Source organism: Rheinheimera sp. 1928-s (assembly GCF_029269265.1).
Lineage (GTDB): Bacteria > Pseudomonadota > Gammaproteobacteria > Enterobacterales > Alteromonadaceae > Pararheinheimera.
Genome location: NZ_JARIXP010000015.1, coordinates 1 through 16,277, shown reverse-complemented (window position 1 = coordinate 16,277; position 16,277 = coordinate 1). Strand labels below are relative to the sequence as shown.

Annotated in this window: 14 protein-coding genes; 12 read left to right on the top strand and 2 right to left on the bottom strand. The window is 46.5% G+C overall.

Features of this window, described 5'->3' with window-relative positions; translation table 11 throughout:
- Positions 1 to 67 precede the first annotated feature (67 nt).
- The 11 genes from P3C17_RS20560 (at position 68) to P3C17_RS20510 (ending at position 11,404) form a co-directional block, all read left to right on the top strand.
- Positions 68 to 718 carry a hypothetical protein gene (locus tag P3C17_RS20560; RefSeq protein WP_300931170.1) on the top strand — a complete coding sequence of 217 codons (651 nt, stop codon included), beginning with the start codon at positions 68 to 70 and terminating at the stop codon, positions 716 to 718.
- Between the two features lie 71 nt (positions 719 to 789).
- A complete protein-coding gene (locus tag P3C17_RS20555) occupies positions 790 to 1,710 on the top strand; it encodes a serine hydrolase domain-containing protein (protein WP_300931169.1) in 921 nt (306 codons plus the stop codon).
- Positions 1,707 to 2,741, top strand: coding sequence for a histidine kinase (locus P3C17_RS20550; RefSeq protein WP_300931168.1), 1,035 nt, complete (start codon positions 1,707 to 1,709; stop codon positions 2,739 to 2,741). The genes P3C17_RS20555 and P3C17_RS20550 overlap by 4 nt, the downstream gene beginning before the upstream one ends.
- Positions 2,738 to 3,442: a LytTR family DNA-binding domain-containing protein gene (locus tag P3C17_RS20545; protein WP_300931167.1), complete on the top strand. Its 705-nt coding sequence runs from the start codon at positions 2,738 to 2,740 to the stop codon at positions 3,440 to 3,442. The genes P3C17_RS20550 and P3C17_RS20545 overlap by 4 nt, the downstream gene beginning before the upstream one ends.
- Positions 3,443 to 3,608: 166 nt before the next feature.
- Positions 3,609 to 4,295, top strand: coding sequence for a GntR family transcriptional regulator (locus P3C17_RS20540; protein ID WP_147904286.1), 687 nt, complete (start codon positions 3,609 to 3,611; stop codon positions 4,293 to 4,295).
- Positions 4,288 to 5,181: a methylisocitrate lyase gene (gene prpB, locus P3C17_RS20535; protein WP_300931166.1), complete on the top strand. Its 894-nt coding sequence runs from the start codon at positions 4,288 to 4,290 to the stop codon at positions 5,179 to 5,181. Before P3C17_RS20540 ends, prpB begins: the two co-directional genes overlap by 8 nt.
- An 80-nt stretch (positions 5,182 to 5,261) precedes the next feature.
- The gene (prpC, locus tag P3C17_RS20530) at positions 5,262 to 6,389 is read left to right on the top strand and encodes a 2-methylcitrate synthase (RefSeq protein ID WP_300931165.1); all 1,128 of its coding nucleotides are present in this window, start codon (positions 5,262 to 5,264) and stop codon (positions 6,387 to 6,389) included.
- An 82-nt stretch (positions 6,390 to 6,471) separates the two neighbouring features.
- Positions 6,472 to 9,060 carry a Fe/S-dependent 2-methylisocitrate dehydratase AcnD gene (acnD, locus tag P3C17_RS20525; protein ID WP_300931164.1) on the top strand — a complete coding sequence of 863 codons (2,589 nt, stop codon included), beginning with the start codon at positions 6,472 to 6,474 and terminating at the stop codon, positions 9,058 to 9,060.
- Between the two features lie 8 nt (positions 9,061 to 9,068).
- Positions 9,069 to 10,262, top strand: coding sequence for a 2-methylaconitate cis-trans isomerase PrpF (gene prpF / locus P3C17_RS20520; RefSeq protein ID WP_300931163.1), 1,194 nt, complete (start codon positions 9,069 to 9,071; stop codon positions 10,260 to 10,262).
- 149 nt (positions 10,263 to 10,411) lie between these two features.
- Positions 10,412 to 10,801 carry a hypothetical protein gene (locus P3C17_RS20515; protein WP_300931162.1) on the top strand — a complete coding sequence of 130 codons (390 nt, stop codon included), beginning with the start codon at positions 10,412 to 10,414 and terminating at the stop codon, positions 10,799 to 10,801.
- Between the two features lie 87 nt (positions 10,802 to 10,888).
- The gene (locus tag P3C17_RS20510) at positions 10,889 to 11,404 is read left to right on the top strand and encodes a GNAT family N-acetyltransferase (RefSeq protein WP_300931161.1); all 516 of its coding nucleotides are present in this window, start codon (positions 10,889 to 10,891) and stop codon (positions 11,402 to 11,404) included.
- An 8-nt stretch (positions 11,405 to 11,412) separates the two neighbouring features.
- On the opposite strand, the gene P3C17_RS20505 is transcribed toward P3C17_RS20510, so the two are convergent.
- Positions 11,413 to 14,193 carry a TonB-dependent receptor gene (locus P3C17_RS20505; protein WP_300931160.1) on the bottom strand — a complete coding sequence of 927 codons (2,781 nt, stop codon included), beginning with the start codon at positions 14,191 to 14,193 and terminating at the stop codon, positions 11,413 to 11,415.
- 157 nt (positions 14,194 to 14,350) lie between these two features.
- Here P3C17_RS20505 and P3C17_RS20500 point away from each other — a divergent pair, with 157 nt between their 5' ends.
- Entirely contained in the window at positions 14,351 to 15,862 is a 1,512-nt protein-coding gene (locus tag P3C17_RS20500) for a ParB-like protein (protein WP_300931159.1), read from the top strand.
- Between the two features lie 66 nt (positions 15,863 to 15,928).
- Here P3C17_RS20500 and tnpA read toward each other — a convergent pair.
- Positions 15,929 to 16,277, bottom strand: a 349-nt coding sequence (gene tnpA / locus P3C17_RS20495) for an IS200/IS605 family transposase (protein WP_300931158.1), incomplete at its 5' end; no start/stop codon positions are given.

Sequence of the window (16,277 nt, the reverse complement as noted above, 5' to 3'; positions counted from 1 at the left end):
TCATAAAAGACATACGGAATAACTGCGGCGTTTTAAGATGCTGGCTGTCATATCAAAGGAGGAAATTATGAAAAACTATATTCTTATCTTCGTTGCATTTTTGTGCTGTTTTAAAGTGTCGGCTCAGGATGTTACTGGCCATTGGCGAGGGGTTTTAGAACTTGCTCCTCAGTACCGGATAGTACTTGCTTTACGTATTACCAACGAAGAGCAGGGGTATCAGCTGTTTATGCTGAGTCCAAACCAAAATCTGAAAGAGATGATCCCTAGCCAGTTTAAACTTGATGGTAACCATCTGAGCTTTAGCGATACGGCATTAAAAGCGTCATTTTCAGGGACCTTTGATGGAAAAAAACTCACAGGGACTTTTACTCAGCAGCGTCAGCATGAGGTGACCCTTACTCGTTTGTCTGAACAGGACATGCAGCGACTTGAGCATGAGCAGCAATGGTTTGGCGATTTACAGATCAGTAAAAACTCAGTATTGCCACTGGTGCTCAATGTGGCTGTAGTAGCGGGTGGCTACCACGTTACATTGGATAGCCCAAAACAGGAGAGTTTTGGTATACCAGTGAATGAATTTACTTTATCTGATACACAGCTGCGTTTTAGCTCGTCTTTGATCAATGCTGCTTATAGTGCTGTTTGGGCAAAAGATCGATGGCAGGGTACCTTTGTTCAGGGCATGGCGATGCCACTGGATTTTAAAAAAAACTAGCTAGATCCCATCAGGTTATAAATCTGCAGCAGTTATCGCCCTGGCTTGAAGCTGAATTTGGTCAGAATGCTGTGGCCATTGCTCTGGTCAGGGATCAACAGATTGAGTATCGTCTGCACGGTTTTGCTGATATCGACCATAAAGTTGCAGTCAGAAAAGACACTCTGTTTGAGATAGGCTCAGTGACAAAACCACTGATCGCACTGGCCAGTCTGAGCATGCTGCAGAATGGGCAATGGGCTTTAGAGCAGGAAATTCCCGCTCTGGTGGCACTAAAGCCATCGCATAAGTATAGTCTGGCAGCCTTGTTAACTCACAGGAGTGGATTGCCGCGTCTGCCAGCTAATATGCCGTTGCATGATCTGACTGCGCCTTATGAAACTTATAAAAAAGATGATTTATTACAGTCTTTGCAACAAACACAGCTGGGCGATGCGGATTTTAGTTATTCTAATTATGGGTATGGGCTGCTGGGGTTCTTGCTGGAGCTTTCTTTACAGCAACCCTTGGCAGATATTATGCGACAAAGGGTTTTACAGCCTCTTGCAATGAACTCTGCGGAACTTCAGTTGCCTGGATACGGGAATAAAAACCTTGCCAGTGGTTATGCACTGAATGGACAGAAAATGGCACACTGGCATTTTGATGCTTTAGCGGGGGCCGGTGCTGTAGTGGCTTCGGTAGAAGATATGGCACAGATGTTAAGCTCCATCTTCAGGTTGCAGCAGACAGATGCGCTGATCAGGCAATGGCTGACTCCTCTTGATGTTGACGGTGAGCCAAAGATGACTCCGGGCTGGATGTCAGATAAAAACTGGCTCTGGCATTCTGGCCAAACCGCAGGCTTTAGTTCTGTTGTTGTATTTGATCCCCAATTGAAAACTGGAATAGTGATCCTGAGTAATCTGTCAGCGCCTTTGAACCGTCAGGGTTTTGAGCTGGCCCAACAATTTGCCCAAAACGAAAAAGTGCAGGAAAAAACTTCAAAATGATCAACTTGTATAGCTGGGGGCAATGGGCAGGCTGGACTTTGTTGTATGTGCTGATGGCATTGATGATAAGCAACAGGCCAGTTTTTGTAGAAACTGAACTGCTTTATGCTGCAGTGCTGATAGGTGCAACGGGCTTAGGTTCACATGGACTCAGGCTGTTCTTTCGCAACCAACTGGCTCAGAGCAGTTTAACTAAGCAAACTGTGACTTTGGTTGCTGGTGCTGTTGTCATTGCTGCTTTTGCTACCCTGATGCTGCTCATCATGGTGTTTTTGTTATCAGCGCTTGGCTATGGCTATCCAATTCCGCCGGACCAGCGCTGGTTTGTGATCAAGTCTATAGGGCAGGGTAACTTTTTTAACATGCTGATGGTGATGTTACTTTGGTCTGCTTTGTATTTTTCAATGATTAAAGTCCGGCAATTACGACAGACAACGGCTTTATTGCATGCGACTCAATTGGATGCCTTGATCAATCAGTTAAATCCTCATTTTTTGTTTAATGCCATCAATAATATACGAGCTTTAATTTTGGAGGATCCTGAACGCGCAAGAACTATGCTGGCCACTTTATCGGATATGCTGCGGTACAATCTGAACAGTGAACAGGGCATCAAAGTTGCGCTTCATCAGGAACTGGAGATAGTGCATGCTTATATTGCTTTATGTTCTATTCAATTTGAACACAGGTTGCAGTATGTTGAGCAGATTGATGAGGATTGTAACAACGTATTGATCCCTAAACTGCTGATACAACTTTGTGTCGAGAACGCCATTAAGCATGGCATCAGCAGATTGACTCAGGGTGGCGAGATCCGGATCCGGGCTCTGGTGCAGCATGGCGAAATCAGTATACAGATCAGTAATCCGGGTTTGCTGCAATCTACAACACAGAACACCACCGGAGTTGGACTAAAAAATATTCGTCAGCGTTTGCAACTCTTGTATCTGGGAGCAGCCAGCTTGTGGCTGGAGCAACAGCAGGACAAAGTGGTCGCCGAAATTCGTTTGCCGTTGGAGACTGTGAAATGAAAGTACTGGTGATAGATGACAGCAGACTGGCAAGGCTTGAACTCATCAATCAGCTCAATCAGTGTCAGGGCATTGAGTTGGCCGGGCAGGCTGAAAATGTAGAACAAGCCAAAGCCTTGATTTATCAGACTGAGCCGGACTTACTGTTACTAGATATTGATATGCCGGGCGGTGATGGCTTTAGTTTGTTGGAACAGCTGGACGAGTTACCCCGTAAACCCCATGTGATTTTTGTCACAGCTTTTGATTGTTATGCGCTGAAGTCTTTTGATTATCATGCCAAAGATTATCTGCTCAAACCTGTAACTGCAGTACGGCTGCAATCGGCGTTGGCTAAAGTGCCAGTTGGTGGGCCTCAGTCGGAAATGACTTTACAGAGTCAGGTGTTTTTAAAAGATGGAGAACGCTGTTATTTCATTACTTTATCCGATGTTTATGCCTTTGAAGCTCAGGGCAATTACACCAAAGTGTATTTCTCAGCAGGCCAGCCGCTGATTTATCGTAATCTGGCGACATTGGAGCAAAAGTTGCCCAAACAAAGCTTTTTCCGCGCAAGCCGCAGCTGGATTGTAAATACACAGTATATTCAGACTATTGAAGCATCGATCAGCGGTGGCTTTGAATTAACACTCAAAAGCGGTTTACAGCTGGAGATCTCGCGTCGTCAGGCTGTCGCTTTCAAACAGCTCTGGAGTTTGTGATAAAGGCCAGGCTTTTGAGCTGGCCCTGCTATTTCCCTGTGCATAATTCCATACAACTTCCTCTAGTACTTTAGTCTTTATGTCGACATAACTAATACTTCATCCTTGACCAAAGCAGTTTAAAGCGGTAAAACGTTATCACTTTCTAATTATTGTCGACAATCTGATGCTTGCTACCGAATTTAAAGAAGCTATTACTGCAGCCGACCGAGTGCTGGTGCAAATTCGCACTGCCATAGTGGAAGGTGACATTCCTGCTGGTACCAAGATCAGTGAGCCTGAACTGGCGCGACGTTATGATTTAAGCCGTGCACCGCTGCGTGAAGCCTTAGCGCGTTTAGAGCGCTGTCATTTGATAGAACGTACACCCAATGCTGGTGCCCGTGTGGTCAAGCTGTCGATTGAAGGTTTACGTTCTTTGTATCAGCTGCGCGAAGAGCTCGAAGGGCTGGCTTGTCGTTTGGCGGCAGAGCATATGACAGAGCAGGAAATTGCCGAAGTACGAGCGCTACTTGATCAGCATTTGTCGACACAACGGGTGCGCGAAGGTGAAAGTTATTACCAGGAAGCGGGCGACGTTGATTTTCATTATCGCGTCATCTTGGGCAGTAAAAATCCTTATCTGATTAATATCTTAAGTGATGAGCTGTATTTTCTGGTGCGGATGTATCGGGTACAGCTTGGCATGAATGGCCCACGGGTATCGCGGGCTTTTGACGAACACAAAGCTATTATCAATGCCATTGCTAACCGTGATGGCGAACTTGCCGACTTATTGATGCGCCGTCATATCGCTGCATCCAAACGTAATATTGAACAACAGTTACTTCAACAGGGGACTTCACATGGCTAATGTAAAAAGCGCTGGCGCTCTGCTTCGTCAGGCAATTAAAGACAATCATCCGTTACAGCTGGTTGGCACTATTAACGCCTACACCGCCATGATGGCTGAACGAGTGGGTCATAAAGCCCTGTATTTATCAGGCGCTGGTGTGGCCAATGCTTCTTTTGGTTTGCCGGATTTGGGCATGACCTCATTAAATGATGTCTGTGAAGATATCCGCCGTATTACCGGTGCTACTGAACTGCCATTGCTGGTGGATGCTGATACTGGCTGGGGCGGAGCTTTTAATATTGCCCGTACCGTTAAAGAGATGACCAATGCTGGTGCTGCAGGTTTTCATATTGAAGATCAGGTGGCGCAAAAACGTTGTGGTCACAGACCAAACAAAGAAATCGTATCTTTGGAAGAAATGGTCGATCGCGTCAAGGCTTCTGTGGATGCCAGAACAGACGAGAACTTTTTTATTATGGCGCGCACTGATGCGTTGCAACAACAAGGTTTAGACGCCGCCATCGAGCGTGCTTTAGCTTGTGAAGCTGCTGGTGCCGACGCCATTTTTGCTGAAGCTGTGTACACGCTGGAGCAGTATCAGGCTTTTACCAAGGTGCTGAAAGTGCCTGTTCTTGCCAATATCACCGAGTTTGGCCAAACGCCGCTGTTTAACAAAGCAGAGCTGGCTGGCGTAGGTGTCGATATGGTGTTGTATCCGTTGAGTGCGTTCCGCGCTATGAACAAAGCCGCGCTGAATGTGTATGAGTCTATTCTGGCCAACGGCGATCAGAAAGCAGTAGTCGACAGCATGCAAACCCGCGCTGAACTTTACGACTTCCTGAACTATCACAGTTATGAGCAGAAATTGGATTCCTTATTTGCCGCAGGCAAAAGCACTAAATAAGAAGTTTGCTGCTAAAAAATAAAAACAATAACTACAGCATTCAATAAATCAACAGAACAAATTAAAAACGGAGAGACAAGATGGCGAACGCAAAAGAATTATCAGGTGCAGGCTTACGTGGCCAAATCGCAGGTAAAACCGCTTTATCCACAGTAGGCAAAACAGGTTCAGGCCTGACCTACCGTGGTTACGACGTGAAAGACTTAGCCGCTCACTGTGAATTTGAAGAAGTAGCGCACCTGATTTTAAAAGGCGAGTTACCAAACGAAGCTGAACTGGCCGCGTACAAAAAACGCTTAAAAGCAATGCGAAACCTGCCACAGGCTTTAAAAGAAGTGCTGGAGCGTATTCCTGCTTCTGCTCATCCTATGGATGTAATGCGCACCGGTTGCTCTATGTTGGGCAACTTAGAAACTGAAGAGAGTTTTGCCGAGCAACAAGATGCGACTGACCGTTTACTGGCGATTTTCCCTGGTTTAATTAACTACTGGTATAACTTCAGCCATAAAGGCCAGCGCATTGAAGTGGAAACAGCAGCCGATTCTATTGCCGAGCAGTTCCTCTGGACTTTACATGGCGAAAAGCCAACTCAACTGCATACAGATGTAATGAACTCTTCGCTGATTTTATACGCAGAGCACGAGTTTAATGCTTCTACCTTCACAGCCCGTGTTTGTGCTTCTACTTTAAGTGATATGCACTCGTGTATCACTGGCGCTATTGGTTCATTACGTGGCCCTCTGCACGGTGGTGCGAACGAAGCAGCGATGGAACTGATTGAAAAGATGGACAATCCGGATGATGCCGAAACCAAGTTAATGGGCATGCTGGAACGTAAAGAAAAAATTATGGGTTTTGGTCATGCTATTTATGCAGAGTCCGACCCACGTAATGCGGTGATCAAAGAATGGTCAGAAAAGCTGGGTAAAGCCAACGGCAACACTTCCTTGTATGACATCTCAGTGCGCTGTGAAAGCGTCATGTGGCGCGAGAAAAAACTGTTCTGTAACGCAGATTTCTTCCATGCCTCGGCTTACAACTACATGGGTATTCCCACCAAGCTGTTTACGCCTATTTTTGTTTGTTCACGTTTAACAGGCTGGGCTGCGCATGTGATGGAACAACGTGCTGACAACCGTATTATTCGCCCAAGCGCTGAATATACTGGCGTGGAACCACGTACAGTCACTCCGCTGGCACAGCGTTAATCGCAACAAGACATCCAACTACAAAAGCCCACTAAGGGCTTTTGTAGGATCTGAAGCAACTTTTTAACTGAGTGGCCACGCCATGAATTCTAATTACCGTACAAACTTACCAGGCACTAACCTGGATTATTTTGATGCAGCAGCTGCATGCAACGACATTGAAGCTGGCTCTTACGCCAAGCTGCCTTATACCTCCCGTGTTCATGCTGAAAACCTGGTACGCCGCTGCGATCCGGCGACTTTAACCGATTCATTAAAACAACTGATTTACCGCAAGCAGGATCTGGACTTTCCATGGTTTCCAGCCCGGGTGGTCTGTCACGATATTTTAGGTCAAACCGCTTTAGTGGATTTAGCAGGCCTGCGTGATGCGATAGCGCTGCAAGGCGGCGATCCGGCCAAAGTAAACCCTGTAGTGCCAACTCAGCTAATTGTTGATCACTCTTTGGCTGTAGAGCATGGTGGTTTTGAAAAAGACGCTTTTGAGAAAAACCGCGCTATTGAAGACAGACGCAACGACGACAGATTCCACTTTATCAACTGGACAAAAAAAGCCTTCAAAAATGTCGATGTGATCCCGCCAGGCAACGGCATTATGCACCAGATCAATTTAGAGCGGATGTCGCCAGTTATTCACGCCATTGATGGCGTCGCTTTCCCTGATACTTTAGTTGGCACCGACAGCCATACGCCTCATGTGGATGCGCTGGGTGTCATTGCTATTGGGGTAGGTGGCTTAGAAGCGGAAAGCGTGATGTTAGGCCGCGCCTCCTGGATGCGTCTGCCGGATATTATTGGCGTGGAGCTGACGGGCAAAGCTCAGCCAGGCATTATGGCAACCGACATCGTCCTGGCCTTGACTGAATTTTTACGTAAAGAAAAAGTCGTCTCTGCTTATCTGGAGTTCTTTGGTGAAGGGGCAAGCAGCCTGAGTTTAGGCGACCGCGCTACTATCTCTAATATGACGCCGGAATATGGCGCTACTGCCGCTATGTTCTCTATTGATCAGCAAACGCTGGACTATTTAACCCTGACAGGCCGCGAGCCAGCGCAGGTCAAGCTGGTAGAAACCTACGCCAAAACTGCAGGTTTATGGTCCGACAGTTTAAAAACGGCCGAATACGAGCGTGTTATTCGTTTTGATTTATCCAGTGTGGGCCGCACTATTGCTGGTCCTTCCAATCCTCACGCCCGGGTATCAACCAGCGATTTAGCCGCCAAAGGCATTAGTGGTGTAGTGGAAAACGAGCCGGGTTTAATGCCGGATGGCGCTGTTATTATCGCCGCCATTACCAGTTGCACCAATACCAGTAACCCACGTAACGTGATAGCTGCAGGTTTATTGGCCCGCAACGCTAAAGCCAAAGGTTTAAGCCGTAAGCCATGGGTGAAAAGCTCGCTGGCGCCTGGTTCTAAAACTGTGGAGTTGTATTTAAAAGAAGCCAACTTACTGACAGATTTGGAAAGTTTAGGTTTTGGTATTGTGGCTTTTGCCTGTACCACCTGTAACGGTATGAGCGGTGCTTTAGATCCTGTGATCCAACAAGAACTGATAGAACGCGATCTATACGCCACAGCTGTATTGTCTGGTAACCGCAACTTTGATGGCCGTATTCACCCTTATGCTAAACAGGCGTTTTTAGCTTCACCTGCTTTGGTTGTGGCTTATGCCATAGCAGGTACTATTCGTTTTGATATCGAAAAAGACGTGCTGGGACTGGATCAAGACGGTAAAGAAATTCGCTTAAAAGACATCTGGCCAAGCGACGCTGAAATTGATGCAGTGGTGGCAAGCAGCGTCAAACCTGAACAGTTCCGTAAAGTCTACGAGCCTATGTTTGCTGTATCTGTGGATTACGGTGAAAAAATCAGCCCGCTGTACGACTGGCGTCCACAAACCACTTACATCCGCCGTCCGCCCTATTGGGAGGGTGCATTGGCTGGTGAGCGCAGCATGAAAGGTATGCGTGCTCTGGCTGTGCTGGGTGACAACATCACCACAGACCATTTATCACCATCCAACGCCATTATGATGGACAGTGCTGCCGGTGAATATCTGCATAAAATGGGGCTGCCGGAAGAAGATTTTAACTCCTACGCCACCCATCGTGGCGACCATTTAACAGCGCAGCGCGCTACTTTTGCTAACCCAAAACTCATCAACGAAATGGCAGTGGTAGACGGCAAAATCAAACAAGGTTCTTTAACCCGTATTGAGCCAGAGGGTGTGGTGACCCGGATGTGGGAAGCCATTGAAACTTATATGGAACGTAAGCAGCCTTTAATTATTATTGCCGGTGCGGATTATGGTCAGGGTTCATCCCGTGACTGGGCGGCTAAAGGTGTGCGTTTAGCTGGTGTTGAAGCCATAGTGGCCGAAGGGTTCGAGCGTATTCATCGCACTAACCTGGTGGGTATGGGTGTATTACCTTTGGAGTTTAAAGCTGGTGTCAATCGTAAAACCTTGGCTTTGGATGGCACAGAAAGTTATGACGTGACAGGTGAACGTACACCTCGCACTACCTTAACTTTAGTGATTACCCGCAGAAACGGAGAAAAGCTGCAGGTTCCTGTGACTTGTCGTTTGGATACAGCTGAAGAAGTATCTATTTATGAAGCGGGTGGCGTGTTACAGCGTTTTGCCAAAGACTTCCTTGAAGCTAAGGTGTAGGGAAAACTATGAACCATTTACCACAAATCAGGATCCCCGCCACTTATATCCGTGGTGGTACCAGCAAAGGTGTGTTTTTCCGTTTGCAGGATTTGCCGGAAGCAGCACAAACCGCAGGAGCAGCGCGTGATGCCTTATTGCTGCGTGTGATTGGCAGCCCGGATCCGTACGGTAAACAAATTGATGGCATGGGCGGCGCTACGTCCAGTACCAGCAAAACTGTGATTTTAGCCAAAAGCACAAAAAGCGATCACGATGTCGATTACTTGTTTGGTCAGGTCTCCATCGACAAAGCTTTTGTCGACTGGAGTGGCAATTGCGGCAATTTATCTGCAGCTGTAGGCTCCTTTGCCATCAGCGCAGGTTTAGTCGATGCCAGTCGTATTCCACAAAACGGCAAAGCCACAGTGCGGATTTGGCAGGCCAATATTGGCAAAACCATTATTGCTCATGTGCCGATGATCAATGGCGAAGTGCAGGAAAGTGGTGACTTTGAATTGGATGGTGTGACTTTTCCTGCCGCTGAAGTGCAACTGGAATTTATCGACCCGGCCGCAGATGAAGACGGCGAGGGCGGTGGTTCCATGTTCCCAACAGGCAATCTGGTGGACGATTTGGAAGTGCCTGGCGTTGGCACTTTTAAAGCCACACTGATTAATGCCGGTATTCCGACTATTTTTGTTAACGCCAAAGACATAGGTTATACAGGCACAGAGCTGCAGGATGCCATTAATAGTGATGCCAAAGCTTTGGCCATGTTTGAGACTATCCGGGCTTATGGTGCAGTCAAAATGGGCTTGATGTCGCATATAGACGAAGCTAAAACCCGCCAGCATACGCCTAAGGTAGCTTTTGTCGCGCCAGCTGTCGATTATGTATCATCCAGCGGTAAAGCTGTGACTACAGCAGATATGGATTTAGTGGTGCGCGCTTTATCTATGGGCAAATTGCATCATGCCATGATGGGCACAGCTGCTGTGGCTATTGGTACAGCAGCTGCTATTCCTGGCACTTTAGTCAATCTGGCTGCTGGTGGCGTCAAACGCAAAGCCGTGCGTTTTGGTCATCCGTCTGGCACTTTGAGAGTAGGCGCCGAAGCGGCTTTAGTAGCAGGTGAGTGGAAAGTCACCAAAGCTATGATGAGCCGAAGTGCACGGGTATTGATGGAAGGCTGGGTGCGGGTGCCTGCCGGCACATTTTAAGCTAACCTAAACGCTAAAAATGATAGGTTGAAACCTTGATCTTAAGTTTGCAACTGATTATTACGCTATAAATAACCTGCTATGTTGAAAAGGCAGGTTATTCTCTGTAGATTGGGTATCGAATTTACGATTTTTTTGGGGAGTCTTAGATGAAGAAGTTAGGTTACAGCCTGTTCGCCGCTTTATGTTTAAGTTCTGCAGTAAAAGCTCAAACAGTGGACTACCAGTATCTGACCGTTGCCGGTTACTTAAATTTTTATTTGTTAAACATTAACGCCTGTCAGGATTATCATCCTGAAGTTCGTCAGCAGGCTTATGACGCTGAAAAACAGCTGTATCCATGGCTGACTAAGTTAGAACAAAAGTTAAAAGGTGCTGACGCCGACAATAAAATTTTGTCTGACGTAGTGCAAAAACGTCGTGAAGCATTAAATCTGCAAATCAGCGAAGGTGACTTTACCTTGGATCACTGCAAGGCCATTGTGAAGTTATTAACTGGCGATGGTTTGGATCAAGCTATGTTAAAAAGCCTGAACTAAAAAGTCCAAAAAAGCTTTTCAGTTTGGGTTTCAATAAGCCACTTGTCTCTGATTGAGCAGGTGGCTTTGTTTTTGGAAGTTTTTGTTATGGCCGTTTTTACTTTATCTGCTGTGGATGTGCCCAAGTTGATGCTAGTTCAGCAAGATTGCTACAGCGAAGAGCTGGTTGAATCTGCAGCTGTAATGGCTGCCCGTATCGCGGCTTGTTCTCAGACCTGCTGGGGTTATTTTATAGAGCAGCAAATGGCTGGTTATCTGCTGGCTTATCCCTCTGTACTTGGCAGCATTACGCCTTTGGCCGCGGCTTTTCCTTTGTATCAAAATGCCAATTGCCTCTATCTGCATGATATGGCGATCTCTGTTGATTTTCGTGGCCAGTCGTTAGCGCCTGAGTTATTAAAACATGCGACAGCTGAAACTGAAAAAATGGGGTTACAGGCGTTGGCTTTAGTGGCAGTGCAGGGAGCAGAAGGCTATTGGGCTAAGCAAGGTTTTGTCAAAGAGATGAATATCACTACAGAACAACAGGCTATTCTCGATACTTATCTACCGGAAATAGCCTGTTATATGACGAAACAACTCAGGTCAGAGCCAAAACTCTGACCTTTGCATCAGAACTTGCCTTTGACACCAAAAGCTACAGTCATGCCGTATTCTTCATACTGGAAGTTGTAGTTTTTGTTGCCCTGATAAAGTTCCAGTGGTTCATCAGTCAGGTTGACCAATTCTGTCACCAGTTCAAGGTTTTTGCTCAGTTTGTAAGAAGCTGTAATATCGACCTGAGTATGCTCTGCGACATAAATATCATACATAGCACTATCGCCCACTTCACTTAAGAACTTATCACGGTAAGACAAGCTGGCTCTGGCGCTGAATACATCGTTTTCATAACCCAGAAACAGGTTACCGGCTTTTTCTGCAGACTCAGGCAGGCTGAATGACTCACCCGCACGGTCTGGCACTGCCAGTTCTGTGTCTAATAACGTCATGTTTGCGCCAACCAAAAAGCCACGCAGCATTTCATTACTGAAACTATGCTGCACATTAAACTCCAGGCCTTTTACCGAAGCACCTAACGCATTGATTGGCATGGTGACGTCAAAACCAGCAAACTCAGGTACGTCGTTGCGGGTTTGCTCAACAATAAAATTGTCGATGTCTTTATAGAAGATACCAGCAGATACCAAGCTACCTTCGCCATAATACCAATCCAGCATCAGGTCGTAGTTCATCGCTTCGTAAGGATCCAGCTCAGGATTACCCAGACTTACTTCATTTTCTTCCACATCAATAGAGGCGCGTGGAGAAATGTCGTTAAAGCTTGGTCTGGCTATAGTATTAGTCCAGGCCGCGCGTAACATCAGATCTTCGGCCAACTCGTAATGGAAATGCAGGCCTGGCAACACATTGGTGTAATCTGAAGACGCTGTACGCTGAGAAATCGTCAGATCACCTTCTTCATCCAGTTCCAACTGGTTACCTGTGGCAGAGTAATCTGTGCGTTCAACCCTGGCACCTGCAATCAAACGCCAGTTGTCACCGTCGTAAGTACCCATCAGATAAGCCGCTTGCACATTTTCATCAGCTACAAAGTCTTCACCCAGCTCTGTCAACTGATTGGCAACCTGATCCCGTGGACGTGCATTGAAGTCTGCTCTGTTTTGATTAAAAAACTGAATATAACGTGAAGAACTGACACCCTGACCCAAATTACCTAAACCATATTTCGGGGTAGGGCCGGTAAACTCAGACAGCAGTGCGTCAGGAACAGATCGCAATTCTGTGATATCTGAATTGGTGTCTTTGTCTTTCCAGCGTAAATCCACACCGGTTTTTAAGGTAAAATTGCTGTTGCCGGCAAAATAAGGCAACTCCAGGTTTGCACCCAGATTGTATTCGTTATCGTCAACCTTGATAGGTTCGAGGACTGCCCGATCTAAGACATAATTGGCATTGTCCAAATGGGTGGTATCTGCCACACCATTACGTAAAATATTGAAACGAGGTACACCGCGGCCTATAGTGTAGGTGGCTTCCAGCTCATCCCCATCAAATTCAAAACGGCCTTCGTTTTCGTCTAATACACGTTCTTTAGTGATGGAAACACCAGCATAATAATCCAGGTTATAGCTGTCCTGAATATGGTCACCACCTAAGCTGACTGCAAGCGTGTCCTGCTCTTTGGTGCGGTAGCGAATACGTTTACGCACTGCATCCGGTGCCAGTTCAGACACTGTTGCCTGCTCGCCGTCAAAGTCGGTTAATGTGCCTTCTTCAAACACATAAATACTACGTTGACGGGTTTCGGCATCGCTGAAACGACTGAACACAGTATTGAGGAAATATTTGTTATTGTTATCTGGTCTGTATTCCAGATTCAGATTGCTGCCGATACGTTCGCGGTTGACGAAATATTTACGTTGCTGCAGTTCCAGCAAAGCAAAAGCTTCATCATCACCAAAATCAACCATATCGTACTCTGCTTCCTGGTTGTCTGATTCCAGCTTGCGGTCTAAGTAGTTCAGACCAAAAGACACACCAAAGTCTTTTTTGTCACCACTTAAGCTGAATACATCGCTGGCATTCACGCTGAATTTTGGACTGGTGTCGCCACTGAGCTCATTGTAAGAACCTTCAGCCCGGTAACGCAGCTGAGCGCCATCCCGATCAAAGGCTGAGGCTGATTTCACATCCACAGCACCACCAATGGCATCGCCAGCCATATCAGGGGTAGGAGCTTTGGTAACAGAAATACCTTCAATTGAACCTGTAGGAATAACGTCCAATGGCACGGCACGTGAACTTCCTTCAGGAGTACCAATACGCATACCGTTCACTGTCACGTTGCTTAAGCCAGCGGAAATACCACGGATACTGACAAAGCGGCCTTCGCCCTGATCGCGGCTGATCGAAGTGCCGGCTAAACGTTGTAAGGATTCAGCAACGTTCTGATCAACAAACTGGCCCATATCGTCTGACGCGATAAAATTAGTGATACTGTCAGAGGCGCGATACAGGTTCAGAGCTTTATTTTGTGCCTGACGCTGACCCACAACAGTCAGTCGTTCCAAATCATCCAGTTGAATAGTCAGGTTTTGGTTGTTGCTCGTCTGCACTGTCTGAGTAACGACAGGCAAGCCAATATAATTAATTTCCAGTGTCACCTGATCTGTTGTCAGGTTACGTAATACAAAGCGGCCCGATGCGTCAGTAAATACCTGCTGGCCTGTTTCTTTTACTTTCACCGCTGCGCCTGCCAGTACTACACCAGAGTCGGCTTTTTGTACTACACCTTCTACTGTCTGAGCAGCCTGTACGTAAGCCGCCAAAGGTAAACCCAGTCCAAACATCGCTACTTTTATCGCATTCTTTTTGAAACGTTTCGTTAACATGCTGATTCCCTAAGTTTTTTTAATCGCGGCGAGACTATCAATTCAGTATGAACTTTTCGTGACAGTGTGTTTTTTTGATGACAGCAACAGCAGTGCTCTTGTAGTGTCGGCTTTTGAAAAAGCAAACTGATGTTGTTGATTATTAAAAGGACAGGCTGTGTTACGTCATTGTGTAAAATTTATGCTGGTGCTGTGTTGCGCTTTTCAATTAAAGGCTGCACCCATTCAAGCCGGGGATGTGCTGGAAGTCAGGTTGGCTGATTTACGCCCTACCCAAGCTGTAATTTCTCATGATCAGGTGAATTACAAATTAGCCAGCTACCGCACTAACAGCAAAAAGTTGCTGGAAGATTTCTGTGAAATGAGTGGTTGGGGAAAAAAAGTAGAATTCAGCGCAGAGTCCTCTTTGCTAAGGCCTGATTCTTATCAATGCCTTGGTAAAGAAAAAGGCAAAAAACAGAAAAAATCAGAGATGAATACCGTTGTGCTGGGGCCAGATAATCAGCTGTATCTGACCGATGGTCATCATGGGTTTTCTGCGTTGTACGATTATGTCGGCAAAGAGCTGAAAGTTTCAGTGCTGGTGACCGATGTATTTAATCAACCGCAGCAACAGAAGTCAGGTAATAAGCACGACTTCTTAGCAGTGTTAGTGGCACAAGGTTTATCCTGGTCCAAAGATGCCAATGGCGAATCGCTGTCGACAGAACAATGGCCAGAGCAGTTGGGCAGGGTGGCATTACACAACGATCCTTATCGTGGTGCTGCTTATTTTCTGCAAGGGGGTGTCTGGAAAAAACCAAAACCAGCTTTGCCTTTTGTCGAGTTTTATTGGGCAGACTATTTGCGTCAGCAACCAGAACTGGCTTTTACCGGGTACAGATCCACAGCAGCACTGGTGCAGTGGCTTGAACGTATCCATGCCCATCTGCTTAGTTTAAAGGCGACAACCAACATCAGTCATGGCTTTACCGCAGCACAACTGGGCTGGACAGGTAAAGCCGATTATCAGCGGCTGGATCAGCTGTTATGTGCAGCGGATAAGCCAGGTCGTCTTGGCTTATCACTGCAGATGAGAGGGATGGCTGTATCCTGTGGCCCGCAGAGGTTTGAATCAGAACTGCTGCTGGATTCGGGCCTGCAGCAATTACCTAAAGCAACAAATGCTGAAGGTCAGGTCCAGGCTTTGATTGAAATTTCTGCGGGTCAGGTGGCGAAGTGGCAACAATCCAAAAGCCAGCCGCTGAAGCTGGAGTGGGAGATGAAAGACGGCAAACCACGCCAGGTAAATTACCTGCCATATCCTGCCAATTACGGCATTATTCCTTCTACTTTATACCCTGTTGCTAAAGGCGGCGATGGTGATCCTTTGGATGTGCTGGTGCTTGGGCCTGCCATTAACCAAGGTTCACTAGTTCAGGTGCGTTTGATCGGCCTGATGCGGATGAAGGATCAGGGCCAGGGCGATGATAAATTGCTGGCTGTGCCACTTGGCGCTGATTATCAGCAGATTAATTCCATCGAAACTTTGATAGCTGTTTATCCTGGCGCCGATCAGCTGCTGAAGTTATGGTTTGAACACTACAAAGGATTGCCGCAACAAATCAGCGTCGAGGGCTTTGCTCCAGCTAAAGAAGCTCTGCAGCTGGTCAAAGACTATTCGCTGTAAAAAAGTAAATAATCCACCTTCTGAAGAAGGTGGCTTTGTGTTAAGCCCCTAAAAGGGGCCCTTTGTCTAGTCTAGTGCCAATTCGGCCTGCTCTTGCCGTTCCATTTTTTCTTGGTGCCGCACATAGCGCCGAATTATATCTTCGTTTATTCCAACTGAATCTACAAAATAACCTCGTTGCCAGAAATGATTTCCCCACATTTTATTCTTTCTCAGATGAGGAAATTTGCTGAACAACTTCAATGCTATTTTTCCTTTTAACGCCCCCATTAAGCTCGAGATCGATATCTTCGGTGGGACTTTAATCACCAAATGAACATGATCGATCTGGACATTCAGTTCCACTACTTCACAACCCAACTGAGCACTGTAAACCTGAATACAACGCCAGACTTCCTTGCCTACATTGTCTTTC

Bases quoted from the DNA above. Each gene is read 5' to 3' on its own strand.
- prpB (WP_300931166.1), top strand. From the start codon at position 4,288: ATGGCTAATGTAAAAAGCGCTGGCGCTCTGCTTCGTCAGGCAATTAAA.
- P3C17_RS20505 (WP_300931160.1), bottom strand. From the start codon at position 14,193: ATGTTAACGAAACGTTTCAAAAAGAATGCGATAAAAGTAGCGATGTTT.
- P3C17_RS20540 (WP_147904286.1), top strand. From the start codon at position 3,609: ATGCTTGCTACCGAATTTAAAGAAGCTATTACTGCAGCCGACCGAGTG.
- P3C17_RS20550 (WP_300931168.1), top strand. From the start codon at position 1,707: ATGATCAACTTGTATAGCTGGGGGCAATGGGCAGGCTGGACTTTGTTG.
- acnD (WP_300931164.1), top strand. From the start codon at position 6,472: ATGAATTCTAATTACCGTACAAACTTACCAGGCACTAACCTGGATTAT.
- P3C17_RS20545 (WP_300931167.1), top strand. From the start codon at position 2,738: ATGAAAGTACTGGTGATAGATGACAGCAGACTGGCAAGGCTTGAACTC.
- P3C17_RS20510 (WP_300931161.1), top strand. From the start codon at position 10,889: ATGGCCGTTTTTACTTTATCTGCTGTGGATGTGCCCAAGTTGATGCTA.
- prpF (WP_300931163.1), top strand. From the start codon at position 9,069: ATGAACCATTTACCACAAATCAGGATCCCCGCCACTTATATCCGTGGT.
- P3C17_RS20515 (WP_300931162.1), top strand. From the start codon at position 10,412: ATGAAGAAGTTAGGTTACAGCCTGTTCGCCGCTTTATGTTTAAGTTCT.
- prpC (WP_300931165.1), top strand. From the start codon at position 5,262: ATGGCGAACGCAAAAGAATTATCAGGTGCAGGCTTACGTGGCCAAATC.
- P3C17_RS20560 (WP_300931170.1), top strand. From the start codon at position 68: ATGAAAAACTATATTCTTATCTTCGTTGCATTTTTGTGCTGTTTTAAA.